Source organism: Paraburkholderia solisilvae, from assembly GCF_902859875.1.
Taxonomy (GTDB): Bacteria; Pseudomonadota; Gammaproteobacteria; order Burkholderiales; family Burkholderiaceae; genus Paraburkholderia; species Paraburkholderia solisilvae.
Genome location: NZ_CADIKF010000059.1, coordinates 15,183 through 33,458 on the forward strand (window position 1 = coordinate 15,183; position 18,276 = coordinate 33,458).

The following is an 18,276-nucleotide window of genomic DNA, read 5'->3' on the forward strand; positions in this document are numbered from 1 at the left end:
CCGTAGCATGTCCGCGCCCTGCGCCATAGTTTTTCGGTGCGCTTTCCGCGGACTTTCAGCCTCGCACCGGTTACTGCTCGGCCAGTTTGCTGCGGCTGCGGCTGCGGCCGTAACGGCGGCGTCCGCGTCCCACATCCTGAACCTCAGCGACGGTGTCGCTCGCCAGTTCGGCATAGCGCCCATGGCGCGCGGCACGCGTCAGCAACTTTTGAGGAATGCCGGTTGCCAGCAGATATGTCGTGTATGCGCCGAATCCCACCGCCGCAATCGCCAGAAAAACAAGTTGCATAACGCCTCCAGAATCCTTCCGCGCACTTGCGCGGCTGTACAGGATCGACATTACAGGAGCGACAGCGCCGCAGGAGGCACACTTTGGCGGGTTGGCCGGAATTACAGTTCGGTTGGCAGAAAAGAGACGTATCGCGTACCGACGAGCGGGCTCACGCGCCGCGCTACGCGGCGTTGAGCGCCGCGACGCGTTGCGCGAGGCGCCTTAACCGCGCGCGCAGTTCCGGTGGTTCGAGCACCTGAACGTGCGCTGCAAAGCCAAGCAGTTGCTCGGCCGCATAGTCGAGCTGTTCGACCGGCAGCGTGACCTCCTGCCAGCCGTCGTCGTCCGGCGGCGCGCCTTGCGCCTGCTCGACCGCCGCGGCGCCGAGCCGGGACAGCCGCGTCATGCCTTCCTGCGTCAGCCGCAAACGCGCGACATGCTTGAGCAGACTCTTTTCGAACGTCGCGACCGAGCTCGCCCACTCACTGCGCAGATCAAAGCCGGCGGGCCGCTCGAAGGTTTCGTCGAGCACATTCAGCTGCGCAATGCTGGCAACCTTGTAGATGCGCATCTGCGTGCGCGCCCGCGCGACCAGGTACCAATCGCCGGCTTTCAGCACCAGACCCAGCGGATCGCGAATGCGCTCGCGTTCGGGTTCGCCGTCCGTTCCGTTCAACGATGCCCAGCTCTGGTACTGCATCGCGATCCGCTTCTGCTCCCACACCGCGCCGGCGAGCAGCGTCAGCTGCGGCACCTGCGCAGGCCGCCGATACCAGCCGACCGGATCGATATGCAGCCGCGAGCCGATACGCGACGCATCGGGCGCCGCATCGGGCAGCGCGGTCACGAGCTTCAACTGCGCCGCGCGCAACTGCTCGGACAAACCGAGGTCGGTCGCCGCGCCGGCGAGACCGGCAATCGACAGCGTCTCGGCCTCCGCTTTCGTGATGCCGGTCAGCCGTGCCCGGTAACCGTCGAGCAGCGTAAAGCCGCCGCCCGGGCCGCGGTCCGCGTACACCGGCACGCCCGCCGCGCTCAGCTGGTCGATATCGCGGTAGACCGTGCGCACCGACACGTCGAATTCCTCGGCGAGCGCCTGCGCGGTCACGCGGCCTTTGACCTGCAGCAACAGCAGCATCGATACGAGCCGGCCCGGACGCAATTGAGGTCTCCCGAAAAATTCCTGACATCGGTTGTCAGCTATTGACGAGTATAACTGCTGACATGCGCGGTCCGGCTTGCGCCTGCTTTGCGTTCCGCCGGTCGTTTGCCCGTTGCGAGCGGCGTTTTCCGCACTGTTAAGGAGTGGCGATATGTCGGTGACTTACGTGGTGCGTTTTCAGGTCATTCCGGAACAGCTCGATCGTTTTATGAGCTTGCTGAACGGCGTGCTCGACGCGATGCGCGTCGAACCCAATTTCCACGAGGCGATGCTGCATCGCGATCCGGATAGTCCTCATCGGCTGATGCTCTACGAGACGTGGGAAAGCCACGACGACGTGCTCGAAGAACAGTTGAACCGCCCGTACCGCCAGGCCTGGCACGAGGCGTTGCCCGAACTGCTCGCGAGGCCGCGTGAAATCACGATCTGGCAGGCCGTACGCGCCGATCGCAGTCGCGTCGAAGCGTGGGCCGCATGAGTGCGTCGACTGCCGCTCCTGCCGGCGCGGGCCGCTTGAGCGTGATGCAAGGCGCGGCGCTCTATGTCGGCGCGGTGCTCGGCACGGGCGTGATCGCGCTGCCCGCTTTGGCCGCCGACGTGGCGGGCCCGGCATCGCTTGTCGCGTGGGCCGCGCTGGTGCTGCTATCCGTGCCGCTTGCCGCGACGTTTGCCGCACTTGGCGCGCGCTACCCGGACGCGGGCGGCGTGTCGACCTATGTGCGCAATGCGTTCGGACCGCGCGCGGCCGCGGTGATCGGCTGGTGCTTCTACTTCGCGGTGCCGGCCGGCGCGCCCGCCGCGGCGATGTTCGGCGGCGCCTATGTGGCGGCGGCATTCGGCGGCGGGCAGGTCACCGTGATCGGCAGCGCGGCGGCGCTGATGCTGGTCGTGACTGTCGCGAATGCATTCGGCGTCACCGTGTCCGGGCGTTTGCAACTGATGCTGGCAGTCGTGCTCGTCGCGCTGCTGCTGGCGGCGATCGGCGCATCGGCGCCGCATGCGAACCCGGCGAATTTGCGGCCGTTCGCGCCGCACGGCTGGCTCGCCGTCGGCCCTGCGGCGGCGTTGCTTGTCTGGAGCTTCGCGGGCTGGGAAGCGATCACGCATCTGGCCGCGGAATTCCGCCGGCCTGCCCGCGATCTGCCGCTCGCGACCGGCATTGCCGTGTGTGTCGTCGGCTTGCTGTATATGGGCGTAGCGACCGCGAGCGTGCTGGTGCTCGGGCCCGCGGCCGGCCAGTCGAATGCGCCGCTGGCCGAACTGCTCGCAAGAGGACTCGGCGGCAAGGTTCAGGTGCTCGCAGCAGCAGCCGCATTGCTGTTGACGCTCGGCACGATGAACGCATACTTCGCCGGCGCGGCGAAACTCGGCGCCGCGCTCGGGCGCGACGGCGCATTGCCGGCGTGGCTCGCCGCGGGCAGCCGCGCGGGCGACGTGCCGCGCCGCAGTTTGCTGGTGGTCGCCGGGCTGGCGCTCGTCGCATTGGGCGCAGACGTGATCGCCGGGGTCGGGCCGCGACCGCTCGTGCTCCTGACGACCGGCTCGTTCGTCACCGTCTATGCGCTTGGCACCGCGGCCGCGCTGCGGTTGCTGCAGAAGCGCAGTTGGGCACGCCGCTCGGCATGGGTCGCGCTCGTCGCCGTTGCGGCGCTTTGTGTGGCGACCGGCTGGTATCTGCTATGGCCGTTGGCGATGACCGGCTGCGCGCTGCTGTATCTGCATGTGCGCCAACGTCGCGCCGCCAATGCCACGCGTCATGCTGAACGACACGATGTATCGCACTGCGTGAAAATTCGATAACCGTCGAGTTCGATGTTTCAGCAACAAATTTTATTGACAAGCCGCGCACCACCAGACACACTCGCTCGCATGCTTACGTTCACCGCCACCGCCATTGCAATTAACAACCCAATGCGAGCCAGCAATGGCGGGCCATTGGGAGCGTGTGCGCGTTAGCAGTCTGGATTAGCAAAACATTCCCCAAGGCCCCGCCGGCGACGGAAGGGGCCTTTTGTTTTGCGCGTGGCTTTCCGTTCTGTTCTCCGGCTCAGAAGATGGAGTGCAACATGAACCAGGCAAGCCCGCAATTCACCGATCCCGTATCGGATGTCTCACCTTCCGGCGTCTCGCATGCTTGCGCCGGGACACTACCGCGAGTGGTCGTTCATTTCGAAGTACAGCCCGGCGCCACGCTGTCATGGCGAGTCGACGCGCACTGCGAACTGAGTGTGAATAGTGAACGCGTGTGGCTCACGCGCATTGGATCGCCGTACGACTACTGGCTGCAGCCAGGGTATCCGATTCAATTGCGGCGCGGTGAACGTGTGTGGGTCAGCACCGATGGCCATCTCGCGGCACGTCTTGCGCTGACAACCTATCCGCGCAAGCGGCGCGGCAAGTTTTATCGCTGGCTCGAACGCCTGTCGCTGCTCAATCCGGATCTGCATGCGCCGCCATCGCGCTGATTGATGTCGCCGATTGGCGTGGCTTGCGGCGCCGCGGCTCGCGCAGGCGAGCAGGTGAGAAACGCTGGAGTGGAAAGGCAAACGCTGCCGCGCAACGCAGCGCGGCAGCCTCGTTGCCGGTTGAATTACTGCTTCGCAGTCGACGCGCCGCTCGGCGTGATTTTCACCGCGGCAGCGGAAACGAAGACCGCATGGACCGTGTCGCCTACTTTCAGATCCTTCAGATCGACATCGGGTCCGACATCCAGCGTCTGCGTTTGATAAGCGCCGCGCAATGTAACCGTGCGCTTCTTGCGATCGATCTTCTGCACGGTGGCCAGCACTTCGATCTGACGCGCCGACTGGTAGCCGCCCGAAGCCGGCTGATAGACCTGCGTCTCGACGCGCTCGCGAATGCCCTTGTCGGCGCCCTTCACCTTTTCGGCGGTGACGAGCAACGCATTCTTGTATTGCGCATCGACGTGGTCGCCCACCTTCAGTTTGTCGAAGCCCGGCACCTGGTCGCTCACGAGGATGATCGCGGTACGGCCATCGGCGCCTTGCAGCGTGACCGTGCGGGCCGCCGCGTCGATACCGACGATCTTCGCCTGGATATGCACGGGCTCGACTGCGCCGACTACGCCCTGCGCGGCACTCGCAAGCGTGTCTTGTGCCCACGCCGGTTGCGCAATGTATGCCATTGCGATCAAAGCGGCTGCTCCCATTGCTTTTTTCATCTGGGTTCTCCTTCAAGAGCGTTTTCAGTTATCGCCTAATACAGGTTTCGTTATTTTGAATGTCGTATTAGTAAAAACAGTTCGTCATGCAGACGAAAAAACATCATAACCCAGTGGAAAGCCGATCGCGCCTGCGATCTTTCATATTGTGTAAATGTTTGGGATGCCGCCTGAATAACGGAGAAGCGCCGGCCTTCATGCGGCGCTTCTCCCGTGATGCAACGCGTCGCTATACGCGTTCGAGCGCGATCGCGATGCCCTGTCCGACGCCGATGCACATCGTGCATAGCGCGAAGCGGCCTTGCACGCGCTGCAATTGATACATCGCGGTGGTCACGAGACGCGCGCCGCTCATGCCGAGCGGATGGCCGAGCGCGATCGCGCCGCCGTTCGGATTGACGCGCGGGTCGTCGTCCGCGACGCCGAGCATGCGCAGCACCGCGAGCCCTTGCGACGCGAATGCTTCGTTGAGTTCAATCACATCGAATTGATCGAGCTTCATGCCGAGACGCGCGAGCAGCTTTTGCGTCGCGGGCGCCGGCCCGACGCCCATCACGCGCGGCGCGACGCCGGATGTCGCGATGCCGAGTACGCGCGCATGCGGCGTGAGGCCGAAGCGCCTCGCGACCGCTTCGTTCGCGAGCAACAACGCGGCGGCGCCGTCGTTGACGCCGGATGCGTTGCCGGCCGTCACCGTGCCGTCCGCACGCACGATGCCCTTGAGTTTCGCGAGCGCTTCAAGGCTGGTTTCGCGCGGATGCTCGTCGTGCGAAACCACGAGCGGATCGCCCTTCTTCTGCGGCACGGCGAGCGCGACGATTTCCTCCGCGAGCGTGCCGTCACGCTGCGCGCGCGCCGCGTTGCGCTGGCTGCGCAGCGCGAACGCGTCCTGGTCGGCGCGGCTCACGTTGAATTCCTGCGCGACGTTCTCGCCCGTTTCGGGCATCGAATCGATGCCGTACATCTGCTTCATCAGCGGGTTGACGAAACGCCAGCCGATCGTCGTATCGAAGAGTTCGGCCTGCCGCGCAAACGCGGCGGTCGCTTTACCCATCACGAACGGCGCGCGGCTCATGCTTTCAACGCCGCCCGCCACCATCAGCCCGGCCTCGCCCGCCTTGATCGCGCGCGCGGCGATGCCTACCGCGTCCATGCCCGAACCGCACAGCCGGTTGATCGTCGCGCCTGGCACGTCTTGCGGCAAACCCGCGAGCAGCAGCGACATGCGCGCGACGTTGCGATTGTCTTCGCCGGCCTGATTCGCGCAACCGTAGATCACATCGTCGACGGCCTTCCAGTCGACGTCCTTGTTGCGCTCGATCAGCGCTTTCAACGGTACAGCGCCGAGGTCGTCCGCGCGAACCGCCGACAGCGAGCCCGCGTAGCGGCCGATCGGTGTACGGATAGCGTCACACAGGAAAGCTTCGGTCATCTCAATGTCTCCAACAATGCTGCATCAGCGGCCGTTTCGACGCCGCGGCGGGCGGCGGCTGCGCCGCTTGCGTACGCGACGTGGCGCGCGGCGAGCAGAAATGAAGTGTGCGTGCCCTTGCGGAAAGGCTTCGGCAAACTACGCGATAAATCGCACGACATTCAGTACGCGAGACGGCGCGATCCCCAGCGCCGATCACGCCATTTGTTCTATATACGAACAAATGATCTAATATCGAACAATTCAGGCCATAATAGGCGCGTGCCGGAAACAGTGTCAAGCGCGGGAACAGCAGGGCAACGCATGATGAAGCGTGCCTCGCGCATCACACGCTGCCTGCGTTCGCCGCTCTGCCGCTCATGCTTCGCCCGGTTGGCGAATTGCAGCGCCTGCGCTATCGTCACCGCTTTGCACATCGGCGTCATGCCTTGCTTCGCATTTCATCGTCCCACGCACCATGCCTGCCAATAAAAACACTCGCGCGTCGCAACCCGCACCCTCAATGGAATCGGACACGCCCGACAAGCCGGGCGATTCCTATGTGCAGTCGTTCGCGCGCGGCCTGGCGGTGATTCGCGCGTTCAACGCGGAGCGCCCTGCGCAAACCCTCACCGACGTCGCCGCCGCAACCGGCCTCACGCGCGCCGGCGCGCGCCGCATTCTGCTCACGCTGCAAACGCTCGGCTATGTCGAAGCGGACGGACGCCTGTTCAGACTGACGCCACGCATTCTCGATCTCGGCTTCGCGTATCTGACGTCGATGCCGTTCTGGAACGTCGCCGAACCGGTGATGGAAGCATTGTCGGCTCAGGTTCACGAGAGCTGCTCGGCGGCCGTGCTCGACCGCACGGAGATCGTTTATGTGCTGCGCGTGCCGACACGTAAGATCATGGCGATCAACCTGTCGATCGGCAGCCGGCTGCCCGCGTGGTGCACGTCGATGGGACGCGTGCTGATGTCCGCGCTCGACGATGCGACACTCGACGCCACGCTCGACGCATCGACTCTGCATCCGCATACGACGCGCACGATTGCCGACAAGGCGCAGCTGAAACTGGTGATCGCGCAAGTGCGCCGCCAGGGTTGGGCGGTCGTCGATCAGGAACTTGAAGACGGGTTGATTTCGATATCCGCGCCGATTCGCAACCGGCAGGGCCGCATTATCGCGGCGATGAATATCAGCGGCAATGCGCAACGCCATTCGGCAAAGCAGATGGTGAGGGCGTTTCTCGAACCGCTGCAAACGGCCGCGCAAAACGTCTCCGATATGGTCGCGCTGCGCGGCTAAGATTCAACGCGGTTGAAGTTCGCAGGCCAAGCCCGCCTTCCGCTCGGACTCAGCGGCCGAGATAACGCTCGACGAGCCGCGCCCAGTACGCAGCGCCGATCGGCAGATTGCGATCGTTGAAGTCGTAGTGCGGGTTGTGCACCATGCAGCCATCCTCGCCGACGCCATTGCCCAGACGCAGAAACGTGCCCGGCCGCTGCTGCAGCATGAACGAGAAATCTTCGCTGCCCATCAGCATGTCCGTATGCTCGACGACATGCTGGCTGCCCACCAGCTCGCGTGCGACTTCGATTGCGAACTCCGTTTCGCTATCCGAATTGATCACGACCGGATAGCCTTCGATGTAGTCGACGTTCGCCTTGCCGCCATAGCTCGCAGCCTGGCCTTCCGCGAGCGCCGTAATGCGCGCTTTCAGCAAAGCGCGCACGTCGGCGCTAAACGAACGCACGCTAAGCTCGAGCTTCGCGGTGCCGGGAATCACGTTATTGACCGTGCCCGCATGCATCGAGCCGACCGTCACCACCGCGGGCTGCGACGGGTCGACGTTGCGCGCGACGACGGTCTGCAAGGCCATCACGATGCTCGCTGCGATCACGACCGGGTCGACGGATAGATGCGGCCGCGCCGCGTGACCGCCGACGCCTTCGATAGTGATGACCGCCTTGTCGCCCGCGGACATGAACGGCCCCTTGCGGAACAGAAACGTGCCCGGCTCCGCACCCGGATGGTTGTGCATGCCGAACACCGCATCGCACGGGAAGCGCTCGAAGAGACCGTCGTCGATCATCTTCTTCGCGCCGCTGTCGATGCCGCTCTCTTCCGCCGGCTGAAAGTACAGTTGCACGGTGCCCGAAAAACGGCGCGTCGCGGCCAGGTGCTGCGCGGCGCCGAGCAGCATGGTGGTATGACCGTCGTGACCGCACGCGTGCATCTTGCCGTGTGTGCCGCTCGCGTAGGGCAAGCCGGTCTGTTCGACGATCGGCAGCGCGTCCATGTCCGCGCGAATGCCGATGCTGCGCGTGCCCGAGCCGACCTTCAGCGTGCCGACCACGCCGGTACGCCCGACGCCGCGCGTGACTTGCCAGCCCCATGCTTCGAGCTTGCGCGCGACGAGCGCAGCCGTCTCCACTTCTTCGTAGGCGAGTTCGGGATGATGGTGGATCTGATGGCGAATGTCGCGCAGCGCGGCGGCGGCGGGCTCGAGGTCGGCTACTTCGGCAAAGCGTGCTGCATCGTTCATGGGCTGGCTCCGTGCTAGCGGCGCCGCGTCGCACGCGGCGAAGAGGCTTGCACTATAGCAGCGCGGTGTCCTGCCGGCTTCACGCCATCCCGCGCACAACGCGCAGGAACGCGTCGCCCGCCACTTCGAGCGCACCGGAATTGTCGATGCGTGTGAGACGGGTACCGTCGGGCAACGAAAACGGCGCGTGACGCGTGAGCCGCGCCGCGACCTGCTCAGCCGTTTCGCGCGCCCGCGCGCCCAGCCGCGCGGCGAGAATGTGCGGCGCCGCTTCGACATGCACGACTTCGGTATGCGGATAGCGCTCGAGCACGCAATCGAGATGCTGCCGCGAACCGTTGACGACCACCGTGCAACCGCGCGCGAGCCATGCATTGAGCTCGATACCGATACCGTAACGCAGCGCGTGACTCGACCACTCGAGCGCAAAGAGACCGAGCGCCGAGCGCGCTTCGAATTCTTCGAGCGTCAGCGCGATGTGGTTTTCGTTGCTGCCGGCGCTGCGTGTGATGTAACGATGCGCAAACACGACCGGCGCGCCGGCCACGTGATTGCGCGCGAAATGCAGCAGCGAATCCTTGCCCGCGCCCGACGGCCCCATCACATAGATCAAACGGCCTTGCATGCCTATCGCCCCTCCACACTTTTGAATACACACCGCTGCCATACGACGAACGGCTCGCCGGGCGCCGGCTCGACGAACAACGCGATACCGTCGACCGGTAAAGGCCCAAGCCGTTGCACCTGCCGATGCCACCACGCGACGATCGTTTCGCGGTCCTGCGCCGAATCGAGCGAATTCGACAGCGTCATATGGAAGCGAAATTCGTCGAACACGTACGGGTATCCCCATTCGACGAGCAACGCGCGTTGCCGCTCAGTGAGCGGCGCAGCAAGACGTCGTTCGAGATCCGCCGCCGCCGGCGCCGCACGCAACGGGGCGAAGCGGCGCAGCGCATCGGCTGCAAGCTCGCGCATGCGCGCGTCGGCCTCCGCGCCGGCCGGCCTCAGTGCGACGAAATTGCCGAGCGTCGCCGCTTCGACGGGCAGCGCAAAACCGGTTCGCGTTTGCGCCCAGCGCTGCGCCGCATCAACGAGATCGGCCGGCCGCACGCCATCCGCCAGTCGAAAAGGAGCAACCAGCGTGCCGTGCCATCCGTAGCGCCGCGGCGCGTGCGTCAGCTCGGCACGCGCTCGCGACAGCAATGGATATTCCGCATCCGCTTCATGCGCGGAAAAGGCGCGCTCGGCATCACGGCCAAGCCAGGCCGAACCGGCGTCCCACCACCCGGACGCTCGCGGCGGCGCATAGTAAATCGCGAAGCGTGCAGCGGCGCTCCAGTTCGTAGCCGAGCCTGTTGGAGTCGCGGCGTCCGTTGCGGCATCGCCGCCTTGCATATCGGCGCGCGCCGCGCTCATACGTCGTTCTCCACCATCAGTTGAACGCGGTCTGCCGCGAAATGCGTGAAGCCATATTTGATCGGCGTGCCTTCGATATCGACGTCGACGTTTTCGACCCACAACACCGGCTGTTGACGATTGATATTCAGGCGGCGCGCGACATCCGCGTCCGGCAGCACGCTGCCAATACGACTCCATTTGCGCAGATAGTCGGTCACGCCATATTCGGCCAGCGCCTTCGTCATGCCGCCGGTGCGTTCGAGCACGTCGGGCAGATCCGCGAAACGCGCGGCCGGATACCAGCTGCGCGCATAGGTGAGCGGCACCCCATTCGCTTCATGCAGGGTATCGAGCCGGTACACCGTCACGCCCGCGCGCAACCCGAGCGCCTTCGCGACACTCGGCTCAGCCTTCACGCGCGCTGACGACAGCAGCACGCCCGCCGACTGCTGCTGCCGCAAATTTTCGGTGAAGCGGGTGCGGCGCCCGATCGTATAGTCGATCGCACCGGGTTGAACGAACGTGCCACGTCCCTGCTCGACACTCACGAGACCGAGCGCCGCCAGCCCCAGCATCGCACGGCGGATCGTATGACGGTTGACGTCGAAGCGCCGCGCGAGTTCGGCTTCGCTCGGCAGGCGCCCCTCTTCGCCAAAGCCGCTCGCCGCGATTTCCGCCGCCAGTATCTGCTCGATCTGCCTCCATACGGCAACGCCGCCGCCGCGTTCGATCAACGTGCCGGGTGTCGCGTCGTCGTTCGATGTCATAGTGGTGTCATTCCCCTCGGTTCAAATATAACTCTCGATTGTAATGCGCGAGCCGTGATGAAAATATGAACGTGCGCGCTGCGCCGCGCACTGCGGGATTTTACCTATAAACGTCTAGACGTTTAGATGAATAGATGGTCAAATGTCCGCACATCGAAACCACGGAACACCCGATGAGCGACCCTTCCGCCCCCGTTTCTCCCGCCCCGTCACCGTTGCCTGCGCGCCGCGCGTGGATGGCGGTGCTGGCACGCACGCCGCGCGCGGATCTCGAAGCCGCGCTCGAGCGCGCGCTGAACGGCGCAGCGCTGCCGGCGTTCGACTGGCTGCGTCCGCCTGAAATCGGCCTTGCGATGGTGCGCGGCCGGGTCGGCGGCACCGGCGATGCATTCAATCTCGGTGAAGCGACGGTCACGCGCGCCACGCTGCGCCTGCGCGAACCCGCGGCCGATGCGCCGGTCGGCGTCGCGTGTCATCTCGGCCGCGACCGCCGGCGCGCGGAACTTGCGGCCCTTGCCGATGCACTGCTGCAACTGCCGCAACAGCATCCGCATCTGCACGAGCAGCTGATCGAACCGCTGGCGGCGCGCATCGAGGCCGCGCGCACAGCGCGCCGGCACGACACCGCCGATACGCGCGTCGAATTCTTCACGATGGTCCGGGGCGATTGATGAATACACCGAACGATCAGGCGCACGCCGCGCTTTCCGCTACGCTGCCTTCGGCGATGGAGACTTCGGCCAGCTCGGTGGCCTCGTTATCGGCCACCTCAATGGCCAGCTCATTGGCCACTGCATTTTCCACCTCATTTGCCACATTAACGCCCGGCTTCGCCGACCCCGTGCACGACACGCAAGCGGTGTTTCGCACCTTGCTCGACGCGCTATCTCGACCGGGCACGATCGGCACCGTGAACCATGTGCTGCCGGCTTTCGACACAGCGACCGCGCACCGGCCCGCGGCCGATCGCGCGGCATTCGCCGCACTGCTCACGCTATGCGATTTCTCGACGCCGGTCTGGCTCGCACAACCGGATGCGCCGCTTGCCTCCGCATTGCGCTTTCACACCGGCGCACCGCTCGTCGATACGCCGCAGCAGGCTGCTTTTGCTTATCTGCATGACGCCGCCGCCATGCCGGCACTCGAGCAGTTCGCACTCGGCGAACCCGAGTCGCCCGAACTGGCGGCGACGCTGCTCGTCCGCGTCACCGCGCTGACCGGCGGCATGCCGCTCACGCTGCGCGGCCCGGGCATCGAAACGACGCAAATGATCGCGCCCGCCGGCCTGCCCGAGCGCTTCTGGCGCGAACGCGCGGAACTGGCGCCGCTCTTTCCGTGCGGCATCGACTGCTACTTCGTCTGCGGCGACACGCTGATGGGCCTGCCGCGCACAACCCAAGTGGAGCTCAACTAATGTACGTTGCCGTCAAGGGTGGAGAGCGGGCGATCGAAGCGTCGTGGCGCCTGCTCGACCAGGAGCGTCGCGGCGATACGCGGCTTGCCGAACTGAGCGTCGCGCAGATTCGCGAGCAATTGCGGCTCGCAGTCGCGCGCGTGATGACGGAAGGATCGGTGTACGACGAAGAGCTCGCCGCGCTCGCGATCAAGCAGGCGGCCGGCGATCTCGTCGAAGCGATTTTCCTGTTGCGTGCGTATCGCACGACGCTGCCTCGCTTCGGCTATACGCAACCGCTGAAGACCGAAGCCATTCATGCGCAACGGCGCATTTCCGCGACATTCAAGGACGTGCCCGGCGGCCAGTTGCTCGGCCCGACGTACGACTATACGCAGCGTCTGCTCGATTTCGCGCTGCTCGCGGAAGGCGAGGCCGACGGCGCACAAGCGAACCGCGTCAACGCCGGCGCGCGCGACGTGGCACCGGAGCCGATGCCGCGCGTCGTCGCGCTGCTCGACCAGGAAGGCCTGATCGAACAGGAAGCGCCGACGCCCGACGCAGCCGAGCCCGGCGACCTGTCGCGCGAGCCGCTCGCGTTCCCCGCAAGCCGCGCGACGCGCCTGCAGAACCTCGCACGCGGCGACGAAGGCTTCCTGCTCGCGATGGGTTACGCAACGCAGCGCGGCTATGCGCACTCGCACCCGTTCGCGGGGGAAATCCGCTTCGGCCGCGTTGCAGTCGAAATGGAACTCGACGAACTGGGCGTGGCGGTCGACATCGGCGAGATCGACATTACCGAATGCCAGATGATCAACCAGTTCGCCGGCAGCGCCGAAGCGCCGCCGTCGTTCACGCAAGGCTACGGCCTCGCATTCGGTCATTCGGAGCGCAAGGCGATGGCGATGGCGCTGGTGGACCGCGCGCTGCGCGCCGAGGAACTCGGCGAAACGCTGCGCTCGCCGACGCAGGACGTCGAATTCATGCTGTCGCACAGCGATAACGTCGAAGCATCCGGCTTCGTGCAGCACCTGAAGCTGCCGCACTACGTCGATTTCCAGTCCGAACTCGAACTTGTGCGACGGTTGCGCGCGCAACATGCGGCAGCGGCGGCACCGCAACGTGATAACGGCGAAACCGGCGAGAGCGCAGAAAAAAGCGCGGAAAAAAGCACGAACCCCAGCGGCGCGTCCGCCGGCAATCCGCACGCTCAACAGGAACAGGCTGCATGAACGCGCCCGATACCCCTATCACGCCCCGCGAACATGACGATCGCGCGGCCGTTGGCTACAACTTCGCGTATCTCGACGAACAGACCAAGCGCATGATCCGCCGCGCGCTGCTGAAAGCGGTCGCGGTGCCGGGCTACCAGGTGCCGTTCGCGTCACGCGAGATGCCGCTGCCGTTCGGCTGGGGCACGGGCGGCATTCAGGTTACCGCATCGATCATTGGCCGCGACGATACGTTGAAGGTCATCGATCAGGGCTCCGATGAAACCACGAATGCGGTGAACATCCGCCGCTTTTTCGCGCGCACCGCGGGCGTGAAGACGACGCGCCGCACCACTGAAGCGACCATCGTGCAGACGCGTCACCGCATTCCGGAGACACCGCTCACCGACCGACAAATTCTGGTCTACCAGGTGCCGAACCCCGAGCCGCTGTACCGGCTCGAGCCGCGCGTCGCCGAGAGCCGCAAGCTGCATGCGCTCGCCGACTACGGCCTGATCAGCGTGAAGCTGTACGAGGACATCGTGCATCACGGCAGCATCGCCACGACGTACGACTATCCGGTGATCGTCAATCACCGCTATCTCGCGTCGCCGTCGCCGATTCCGAAGTACGACAACCCGAAGATGCATATGAACCGGGCGCTGCAACTGTTCGGCGCCGGCCGCGAGCGGCGCATCCATGCCATTCCGCCTTACACGCCGGTGCGCAGTCTCGACTTCGACGACCATCCGTTCGAAGTGCAGCGCTGGGACCATGCTTGCGCGCTATGCGGGTCGACGGAAAGCTTCCTCGACGAAATGATCGTCGACGATACCGGCAAGCGGATGTTCGTCTGCTCGGATAGCGACTATTGCCACGAGCGGCGCGAAGCGCAGGCGCAACAGGCAGAGCAGGCAGGACAGGCGCAATTGCAGACGCAGACGTCGTCGCAGCAACAGCAGCCGGCCCGCTCGAACGGCACAGGAGAACACGCATGACGGCCGCTCCGACGCCGCTCCTCAGCGCCCGTGCGCTCACGAAACAATATGGCGGGCGCAACGGTTGCAGAAACGTAAGTTTCGATCTGTATCCTGGCGAAGTGCTGTGCATCGTCGGCGAGTCCGGCTCCGGCAAGACGACCCTGCTGAACACGCTCGCGCTGCGCACCGAAGCGGATAGCGGCACGCTGCATTACGCGGCCGCGCATGGTTCGGTGGTCGATCTGCGCGCGCTCTCCGAGCCGCGCCGGCGTCTGCTGATGCGCACCGAGTGGGGCTTCGTGCAGCAGAATCCGCGTGACGGCCTGCGCGCCGGCGTATCGGCGGGCGCCAATATCGGCGAGCCGCTGATGGCGGTTGGCGCGCGTCATTACGGCCAGATTCGTACGCTCGCGACGCAATGGATGGAGCGCGTCGAACTCGATACGACGCGTATCGACGAATTTCCGGCCGCGTTTTCGGGTGGCATGCAGCAGCGTCTGCAAATCGCGCGCAATCTGGTCACGGGCCCGCGCCTCGTGTTCATGGACGAACCGACCGCGGGTCTCGATGTGTCCGTGCAGGCGCGTCTGCTCGACCTGCTGCGCACGCTCACCGCGACGCTGCATCTGTCGGTGCTGATCGTCACGCACGATATCGGCGTGGCCCGCCTGCTCGCACACCGGCTGATGGTGATGCAAGGCGGCGAAGTGGTCGAAGCGGGCCTGACCGATCAGGTGCTCGACGACCCGCAGCATCCGTACACGCAAACGCTGGTTTCCTCGGTTCTGCCGGTTTGAGGTCTTCGATGTCACTTACCGAATTCAATGCCGCGCGCGCGATCGGGCGCACCTTCGTCGACAACCCGGCGCTGATGCTGCACGCGGTCGGCGTCGCGAAAACCTTCACGCTGCATGGTCAGGGCGGCGTGCAGATCGACGCGCTCGACGGCGTGTCCCTTGATGTCGCACGCGGCGAATGCGTTGTGCTGGTCGGGCCGTCGGGCGCCGGCAAGAGCACGCTGTTGCGCTGCCTGTACGGCAACTATCTGGCGAGCGCCGGCACGATCGCGCTGCGCGACGACGCACGCGACGCGCAGCACATAGCGATTACCGGCGCGCAGGCGCATGACGTACTGCATTTGCGGCGCAGCGTGGTCGGCTATGTCAGCCAGTTCCTGCGCGTGATTCCGCGTGTGCCGACCTTGACGCTGGTCGCCGAGCCGCTGGTGTCGCGCGGCATGAGCGAAGCCGACGCCCGCGAACGCGCGGCCGCGTTGCTCGCGCGGCTGAACGTGCCGCAGCGCTTGTGGTCGCTCGCGCCGGCGACGTTCTCCGGCGGCGAACAGCAGCGCGTGAATATCGCGCGCGGCCTGATCGCCGGACATCCGGTGCTGCTGCTCGACGAACCGACCGCGTCGCTCGATGCGGAAAACCGCGACGTGGTCGCCGATCTGGTGATCGAAGCGCGCGAGCGCGGCGCGGCGATCGTCGGCATTTTTCATGACGAGGATACGCGCGCGAAGGTCGCGACGCGGCGCCTCGAATTGAGTCCGCCGCAGCGTCACACGACGGCTCTACACTGATACTCAAACCCATACGGAGCATTCCGATGTTGATCAGGAACGCCCGCGTCGTCACGCGGGATGAAGAATTCACCGGCGTCGTGTGGATCGAGAACGGCGTGATCCGCGATATCTCGCGCGGCACGACCTCGGCGCGCGAATCGGAGGACTGGGAAGGCGATTACCTGCTGCCCGGCCTGATCGAGTTGCATACCGATAATCTGGAGAAGCATCTCGCGCCGCGTCCCGGCGTGTTCTGGAACACCGACGCCGCATTCGTGATTCATGACGCGCAGGTTGCCGCCGCCGGCATTACCACCGTCTTCGACGCGCTGGCGATCGGCTCGCGCGCGCACAACGGGCCGCGCGAGCGCGGCATTCAGACCCGCTGCGCGCATGCGTTGACGCGCTTTTCCGAGCGCAAGCTGCTGCGCGCCGATCACTTCCTGCATCTGCGTTGCGAGGTCGCGACCGGCGATGTGGTCGAGGTCTTCGACGAGTTGTGCACGCATCCGATGCTGCGTCTCGCGTCGGTGATGGATCACACACCGGGCCAGCGGCAGTGGCACGACCGGGTCGCATGGCGCCGCTTCCAGGAACGTCACGGCAAGCTGACCGACGAAGAAGCCGAGCGCACGTTGATGGAGCTCGCCGCGGAACAGCAGCGCTTCGCGGACGCGCATCGTCTGGCGATCATCGAGCGTTGCAGGAAGATGCAAGTGCCGGTCGCGAGCCACGACGACACGCTCGTCGAGCACGTCGAACAGGCGGCCGCCGAAGGCGTCGTGCTGGCCGAGTTCCCGACCACGCGCGTCGCCGCCGAGGCCGCGCACCGCCACGGCATCGCGACCATCATGGGCGCGCCGAACGTGGTGCGCGGCGGCTCGCACTCGGGCAACGTGTCGGCGCTCGATCTGGCGAAGGCGGACCTGCTCGATATCCTGTCGTCGGACTATGTGCCGTCGAGCCTGCTGACCGCCGCGTTCGAGCTGGTCGAGAAGGCCGGCTGGACCTTGCCGCGGGCCGTCGCGACCGTCTCCGCCGAACCGGCGCGCGTGGCCGGCCTGCACGACCGCGGTTCGATCGCGCCCGGCCTGCGCGCCGACTTCGTACGCATCACGATGATGGACGCGCTGCCGGTACCGCGCGCGACGTGGCGCGCCGGCGAGCGTGTGGTCTGAACGGTCCCGGCGCCGGGAAGCACTTGCCCCGGCTGTACTGTGCTCCGCTGCACTGCCGTCACGCGCCGTCGTGCGGCAGTGCAGCGCAAACGGGCGCGTCGCGCGATTTCCCGCGCACCTTTCAACGCGCGCAGGCGTTACCGCGTAACTGTCGATCGCCTTTCATCGAGCGCGTCCGTCCGGAGCCGCGCCAGTCCTCGCTCTCCCGCACCATCCGGGGTTCTACCAGGTCCCTAATATTTTTGGACTGGTAAGCTTGGCGCGCGCTGCTGGCGGCCTGCCGGCGGCCGAACCACCAGACTCAGCCGCCATCCGCGGCGGGTCATGTCGCATAGCACAATCCGCATACGCGACTATTCAGAACCACTCGGGAGTAATTCAGTGAAAAAACTGCTCGCGGCCTTGACGGTTGCCCTGCTTGCCACCGTTTCGATCGGCGCACACGCCAAAGACTGGACGACGATCCGTTTCGGCGTCGACGCCAGCTACCCTCCGTTTGAATCCAAAGGCTCCGACGGCAAGCTGGTCGGCTTCGACATCGACCTCGGCAACGAAATCTGCGCACGCCTGAAGGCGAAGTGCGTGTGGGTCGAGAACGACTTCGACGGCATGATCCCGGCGCTGAAGGCGAAGAAGTTCGACGGCGTGCTGTCGTCGATGTCGATGACGCCGCAACGCGCTGAACAGGTCGCTTTCTCGTCGAAGCTGTTCAACACGCCGACGCGTCTCGTCGCGAAGAAAGGCTCGAACATCCAGCCGACGCCTGAATCGCTCGCCGGCAAGTCGGTCGGCGTCGAACAGGGCACGATTCAGGAAACCTACGCGAAGACCTACTGGGAACCGAAGGGCGCGAAGGTCGTGCCGTACCAGAACCAGGACCAGGTCTACGCGGACCTGATCTCCGGCCGCCTCGACGCGGCGCTGCAAGACGCCGTGCAAGCGGACATCGGCTTCCTGAAGACGCCGCGCGGCGCGGGCTTCCAGTTCGTCGGCAAGGATCTCGAAGACAAGAAGATTCTCGGCGAAGGCGCCGGCATCGGCATGCGCAAGGAAGATACCGATCTGAAGACGAAGGTCGACAAGGCGATCGCCGACATCATCAAGGACGGCACCTACAAGAAGCTCGAGAAGAAGTACTTCGACTTCGACGTGTACGGCGGCTGATCATTCGCGGCGCGCTTCGCCGCGCCGATGGATGTGAGTGTGGA

20 protein-coding genes are annotated in these 18,276 nt (G+C 65.3%); 12 read left to right on the forward strand and 8 right to left on the reverse strand.

Translation table 11 applies throughout. The annotated features are described in order from the left end of the window. Nucleotides 1-70: 70 nt before the first annotated feature. Together HV675_RS27035 and HV675_RS27040 are read right to left on the reverse strand one after the other, a co-directional pair. Nucleotides 71-340: a hypothetical protein gene (locus tag HV675_RS27035; protein ID WP_175114528.1), complete on the reverse strand. Its 270-nt coding sequence runs from the start codon at nt 338-340 to the stop codon at nt 71-73. Between the two features lie 112 nt (nt 341-452). Further along, the gene (locus tag HV675_RS27040; RefSeq protein WP_175114529.1) at nt 453-1,433 is read right to left on the reverse strand and encodes a helix-turn-helix transcriptional regulator; all 981 of its coding nucleotides are present in this window, start codon (nt 1,431-1,433) and stop codon (nt 453-455) included. Between the two features lie 151 nt (nt 1,434-1,584). On the opposite strand from HV675_RS27040, the gene HV675_RS27045 reads away from it, so the two are divergent. The 3 genes from HV675_RS27045 (at nt 1,585) to HV675_RS27055 (ending at nt 3,898) form a co-directional block, all read left to right on the forward strand. Continuing rightward, on the forward strand, nt 1,585-1,911 hold the full coding sequence (locus HV675_RS27045) for a putative quinol monooxygenase (RefSeq protein ID WP_175114530.1): 327 nt from the start codon (nt 1,585-1,587) through the stop codon (nt 1,909-1,911). Continuing rightward, nucleotides 1,908-3,233, forward strand: coding sequence for an APC family permease (locus tag HV675_RS27050; RefSeq protein WP_175114531.1), 1,326 nt, complete (start codon nt 1,908-1,910; stop codon nt 3,231-3,233). The genes HV675_RS27045 and HV675_RS27050 overlap by 4 nt, the downstream gene beginning before the upstream one ends. Before the next feature lie 266 nt (nt 3,234-3,499). Then, nucleotides 3,500-3,898: a DUF2917 domain-containing protein gene (locus HV675_RS27055; protein ID WP_175114532.1), complete on the forward strand. Its 399-nt coding sequence runs from the start codon at nt 3,500-3,502 to the stop codon at nt 3,896-3,898. Nucleotides 3,899-4,023: 125 nt separating this feature from the next. Here the strand turns inward: HV675_RS27055 and HV675_RS27060 are convergent, their stop codons facing one another. Together HV675_RS27060 and pcaF are read right to left on the reverse strand one after the other, a co-directional pair. Beyond that, on the reverse strand, nt 4,024-4,614 hold the full coding sequence (locus tag HV675_RS27060) for a hypothetical protein (protein ID WP_175114533.1): 591 nt from the start codon (nt 4,612-4,614) through the stop codon (nt 4,024-4,026). Nucleotides 4,615-4,843: 229 nt separating this feature from the next. Next, complete coding sequence (gene pcaF, locus HV675_RS27065) at nt 4,844-6,046, reverse strand: 3-oxoadipyl-CoA thiolase (RefSeq protein ID WP_175114534.1); 1,203 nt, start codon at nt 6,044-6,046, stop codon at nt 4,844-4,846. Nucleotides 6,047-6,548: 502 nt separating this feature from the next. Here pcaF and HV675_RS27070 point away from each other — a divergent pair. Further along, nucleotides 6,549-7,334, forward strand: coding sequence for an IclR family transcriptional regulator (locus HV675_RS27070; protein WP_175114535.1), 786 nt, complete (start codon nt 6,549-6,551; stop codon nt 7,332-7,334). A 49-nt stretch (nt 7,335-7,383) separates the two neighbouring features. Here the strand turns inward: HV675_RS27070 and HV675_RS27075 are convergent, their stop codons facing one another. The 4 genes from HV675_RS27075 to phnF form a co-directional block, all read right to left on the reverse strand. Next, complete coding sequence (locus HV675_RS27075) at nt 7,384-8,574, reverse strand: M20 aminoacylase family protein (RefSeq protein WP_175114536.1); 1,191 nt, start codon at nt 8,572-8,574, stop codon at nt 7,384-7,386. A 79-nt stretch (nt 8,575-8,653) separates the two neighbouring features. Further along, nucleotides 8,654-9,199, reverse strand: coding sequence for a phosphonate metabolism protein/1,5-bisphosphokinase (PRPP-forming) PhnN (phnN, locus tag HV675_RS27080; protein WP_175114537.1), 546 nt, complete (start codon nt 9,197-9,199; stop codon nt 8,654-8,656). Nucleotides 9,200-9,201: 2 nt separating this feature from the next. After that, nucleotides 9,202-9,972: a DUF1045 domain-containing protein gene (locus tag HV675_RS27085; RefSeq protein WP_175114557.1), complete on the reverse strand. Its 771-nt coding sequence runs from the start codon at nt 9,970-9,972 to the stop codon at nt 9,202-9,204. 17 nt (nt 9,973-9,989) lie between these two features. Then, entirely contained in the window at nt 9,990-10,742 is a 753-nt protein-coding gene (gene phnF, locus HV675_RS27090) for a phosphonate metabolism transcriptional regulator PhnF (RefSeq protein WP_175114538.1), read from the reverse strand. A gap of 173 nt (nt 10,743-10,915) precedes the next feature. Here phnF and phnG point away from each other — a divergent pair, with 173 nt between their 5' ends. The 8 genes from phnG to HV675_RS27130 all read left to right on the forward strand — a co-directional run bounded on the left by phnG (nt 10,916) and on the right by HV675_RS27130 (nt 18,232). Further along, nucleotides 10,916-11,413: a phosphonate C-P lyase system protein PhnG gene (phnG, locus tag HV675_RS27095; protein ID WP_175114539.1), complete on the forward strand. Its 498-nt coding sequence runs from the start codon at nt 10,916-10,918 to the stop codon at nt 11,411-11,413. A 101-nt stretch (nt 11,414-11,514) separates the two neighbouring features. Continuing rightward, nucleotides 11,515-12,156: a phosphonate C-P lyase system protein PhnH gene (phnH, locus tag HV675_RS27100; protein ID WP_175114558.1), complete on the forward strand. Its 642-nt coding sequence runs from the start codon at nt 11,515-11,517 to the stop codon at nt 12,154-12,156. After that, a complete protein-coding gene (locus HV675_RS27105; RefSeq protein WP_175114540.1) occupies nt 12,156-13,367 on the forward strand; it encodes a carbon-phosphorus lyase complex subunit in 1,212 nt (403 codons plus the stop codon). The genes phnH and HV675_RS27105 overlap by 1 nt, the downstream gene beginning before the upstream one ends. Further along, nucleotides 13,364-14,344, forward strand: coding sequence for an alpha-D-ribose 1-methylphosphonate 5-phosphate C-P-lyase PhnJ (locus HV675_RS27110; RefSeq protein WP_246270568.1), 981 nt, complete (start codon nt 13,364-13,366; stop codon nt 14,342-14,344). Before HV675_RS27105 ends, HV675_RS27110 begins: the two co-directional genes overlap by 4 nt. Then, complete coding sequence (gene phnK / locus HV675_RS27115) at nt 14,341-15,123, forward strand: phosphonate C-P lyase system protein PhnK (protein WP_175114541.1); 783 nt, start codon at nt 14,341-14,343, stop codon at nt 15,121-15,123. Before HV675_RS27110 ends, phnK begins: the two co-directional genes overlap by 4 nt. A gap of 8 nt (nt 15,124-15,131) precedes the next feature. Continuing rightward, complete coding sequence (gene phnL / locus HV675_RS27120; RefSeq protein WP_175114542.1) at nt 15,132-15,908, forward strand: phosphonate C-P lyase system protein PhnL; 777 nt, start codon at nt 15,132-15,134, stop codon at nt 15,906-15,908. Nucleotides 15,909-15,934: 26 nt separating this feature from the next. After that, entirely contained in the window at nt 15,935-17,068 is a 1,134-nt protein-coding gene (locus HV675_RS27125) for an alpha-D-ribose 1-methylphosphonate 5-triphosphate diphosphatase (protein ID WP_175114543.1), read from the forward strand. A 381-nt stretch (nt 17,069-17,449) separates the two neighbouring features. After that, on the forward strand, nt 17,450-18,232 hold the full coding sequence (locus tag HV675_RS27130) for an ABC transporter substrate-binding protein (protein WP_175114544.1): 783 nt from the start codon (nt 17,450-17,452) through the stop codon (nt 18,230-18,232). Nucleotides 18,233-18,276: the final 44 nt, after the last annotated feature.

Coding starts and splice junctions, on each gene's coding strand:
- phnF (WP_175114538.1), bottom strand. CDS start 10,742: ATGACATCGAACGACGACGCGACACCCGGCACGTTGATCGAACGCGGC.
- HV675_RS27125 (WP_175114543.1), top strand. CDS start 15,935: ATGTTGATCAGGAACGCCCGCGTCGTCACGCGGGATGAAGAATTCACC.
- HV675_RS27060 (WP_175114533.1), bottom strand. CDS start 4,614: ATGAAAAAAGCAATGGGAGCAGCCGCTTTGATCGCAATGGCATACATT.
- phnH (WP_175114558.1), top strand. CDS start 11,515: ATGGCCAGCTCATTGGCCACTGCATTTTCCACCTCATTTGCCACATTA.
- HV675_RS27105 (WP_175114540.1), top strand. CDS start 12,156: ATGTACGTTGCCGTCAAGGGTGGAGAGCGGGCGATCGAAGCGTCGTGG.
- phnG (WP_175114539.1), top strand. CDS start 10,916: ATGAGCGACCCTTCCGCCCCCGTTTCTCCCGCCCCGTCACCGTTGCCT.
- phnL (WP_175114542.1), top strand. CDS start 15,132: ATGTCACTTACCGAATTCAATGCCGCGCGCGCGATCGGGCGCACCTTC.
- HV675_RS27110 (WP_246270568.1), top strand. CDS start 13,364: ATGAACGCGCCCGATACCCCTATCACGCCCCGCGAACATGACGATCGC.
- phnN (WP_175114537.1), bottom strand. CDS start 9,199: ATGCAAGGCCGTTTGATCTATGTGATGGGGCCGTCGGGCGCGGGCAAG.
- HV675_RS27055 (WP_175114532.1), top strand. CDS start 3,500: ATGAACCAGGCAAGCCCGCAATTCACCGATCCCGTATCGGATGTCTCA.
- HV675_RS27070 (WP_175114535.1), top strand. CDS start 6,549: ATGGAATCGGACACGCCCGACAAGCCGGGCGATTCCTATGTGCAGTCG.
- HV675_RS27050 (WP_175114531.1), top strand. CDS start 1,908: ATGAGTGCGTCGACTGCCGCTCCTGCCGGCGCGGGCCGCTTGAGCGTG.
- HV675_RS27035 (WP_175114528.1), bottom strand. CDS start 340: ATGTCGATCCTGTACAGCCGCGCAAGTGCGCGGAAGGATTCTGGAGGC.
- HV675_RS27075 (WP_175114536.1), bottom strand. CDS start 8,574: ATGAACGATGCAGCACGCTTTGCCGAAGTAGCCGACCTCGAGCCCGCC.
- pcaF (WP_175114534.1), bottom strand. CDS start 6,046: ATGACCGAAGCTTTCCTGTGTGACGCTATCCGTACACCGATCGGCCGC.
- HV675_RS27085 (WP_175114557.1), bottom strand. CDS start 9,972: ATGCAAGGCGGCGATGCCGCAACGGACGCCGCGACTCCAACAGGCTCG.
- HV675_RS27045 (WP_175114530.1), top strand. CDS start 1,585: ATGTCGGTGACTTACGTGGTGCGTTTTCAGGTCATTCCGGAACAGCTC.
- phnK (WP_175114541.1), top strand. CDS start 14,341: ATGACGGCCGCTCCGACGCCGCTCCTCAGCGCCCGTGCGCTCACGAAA.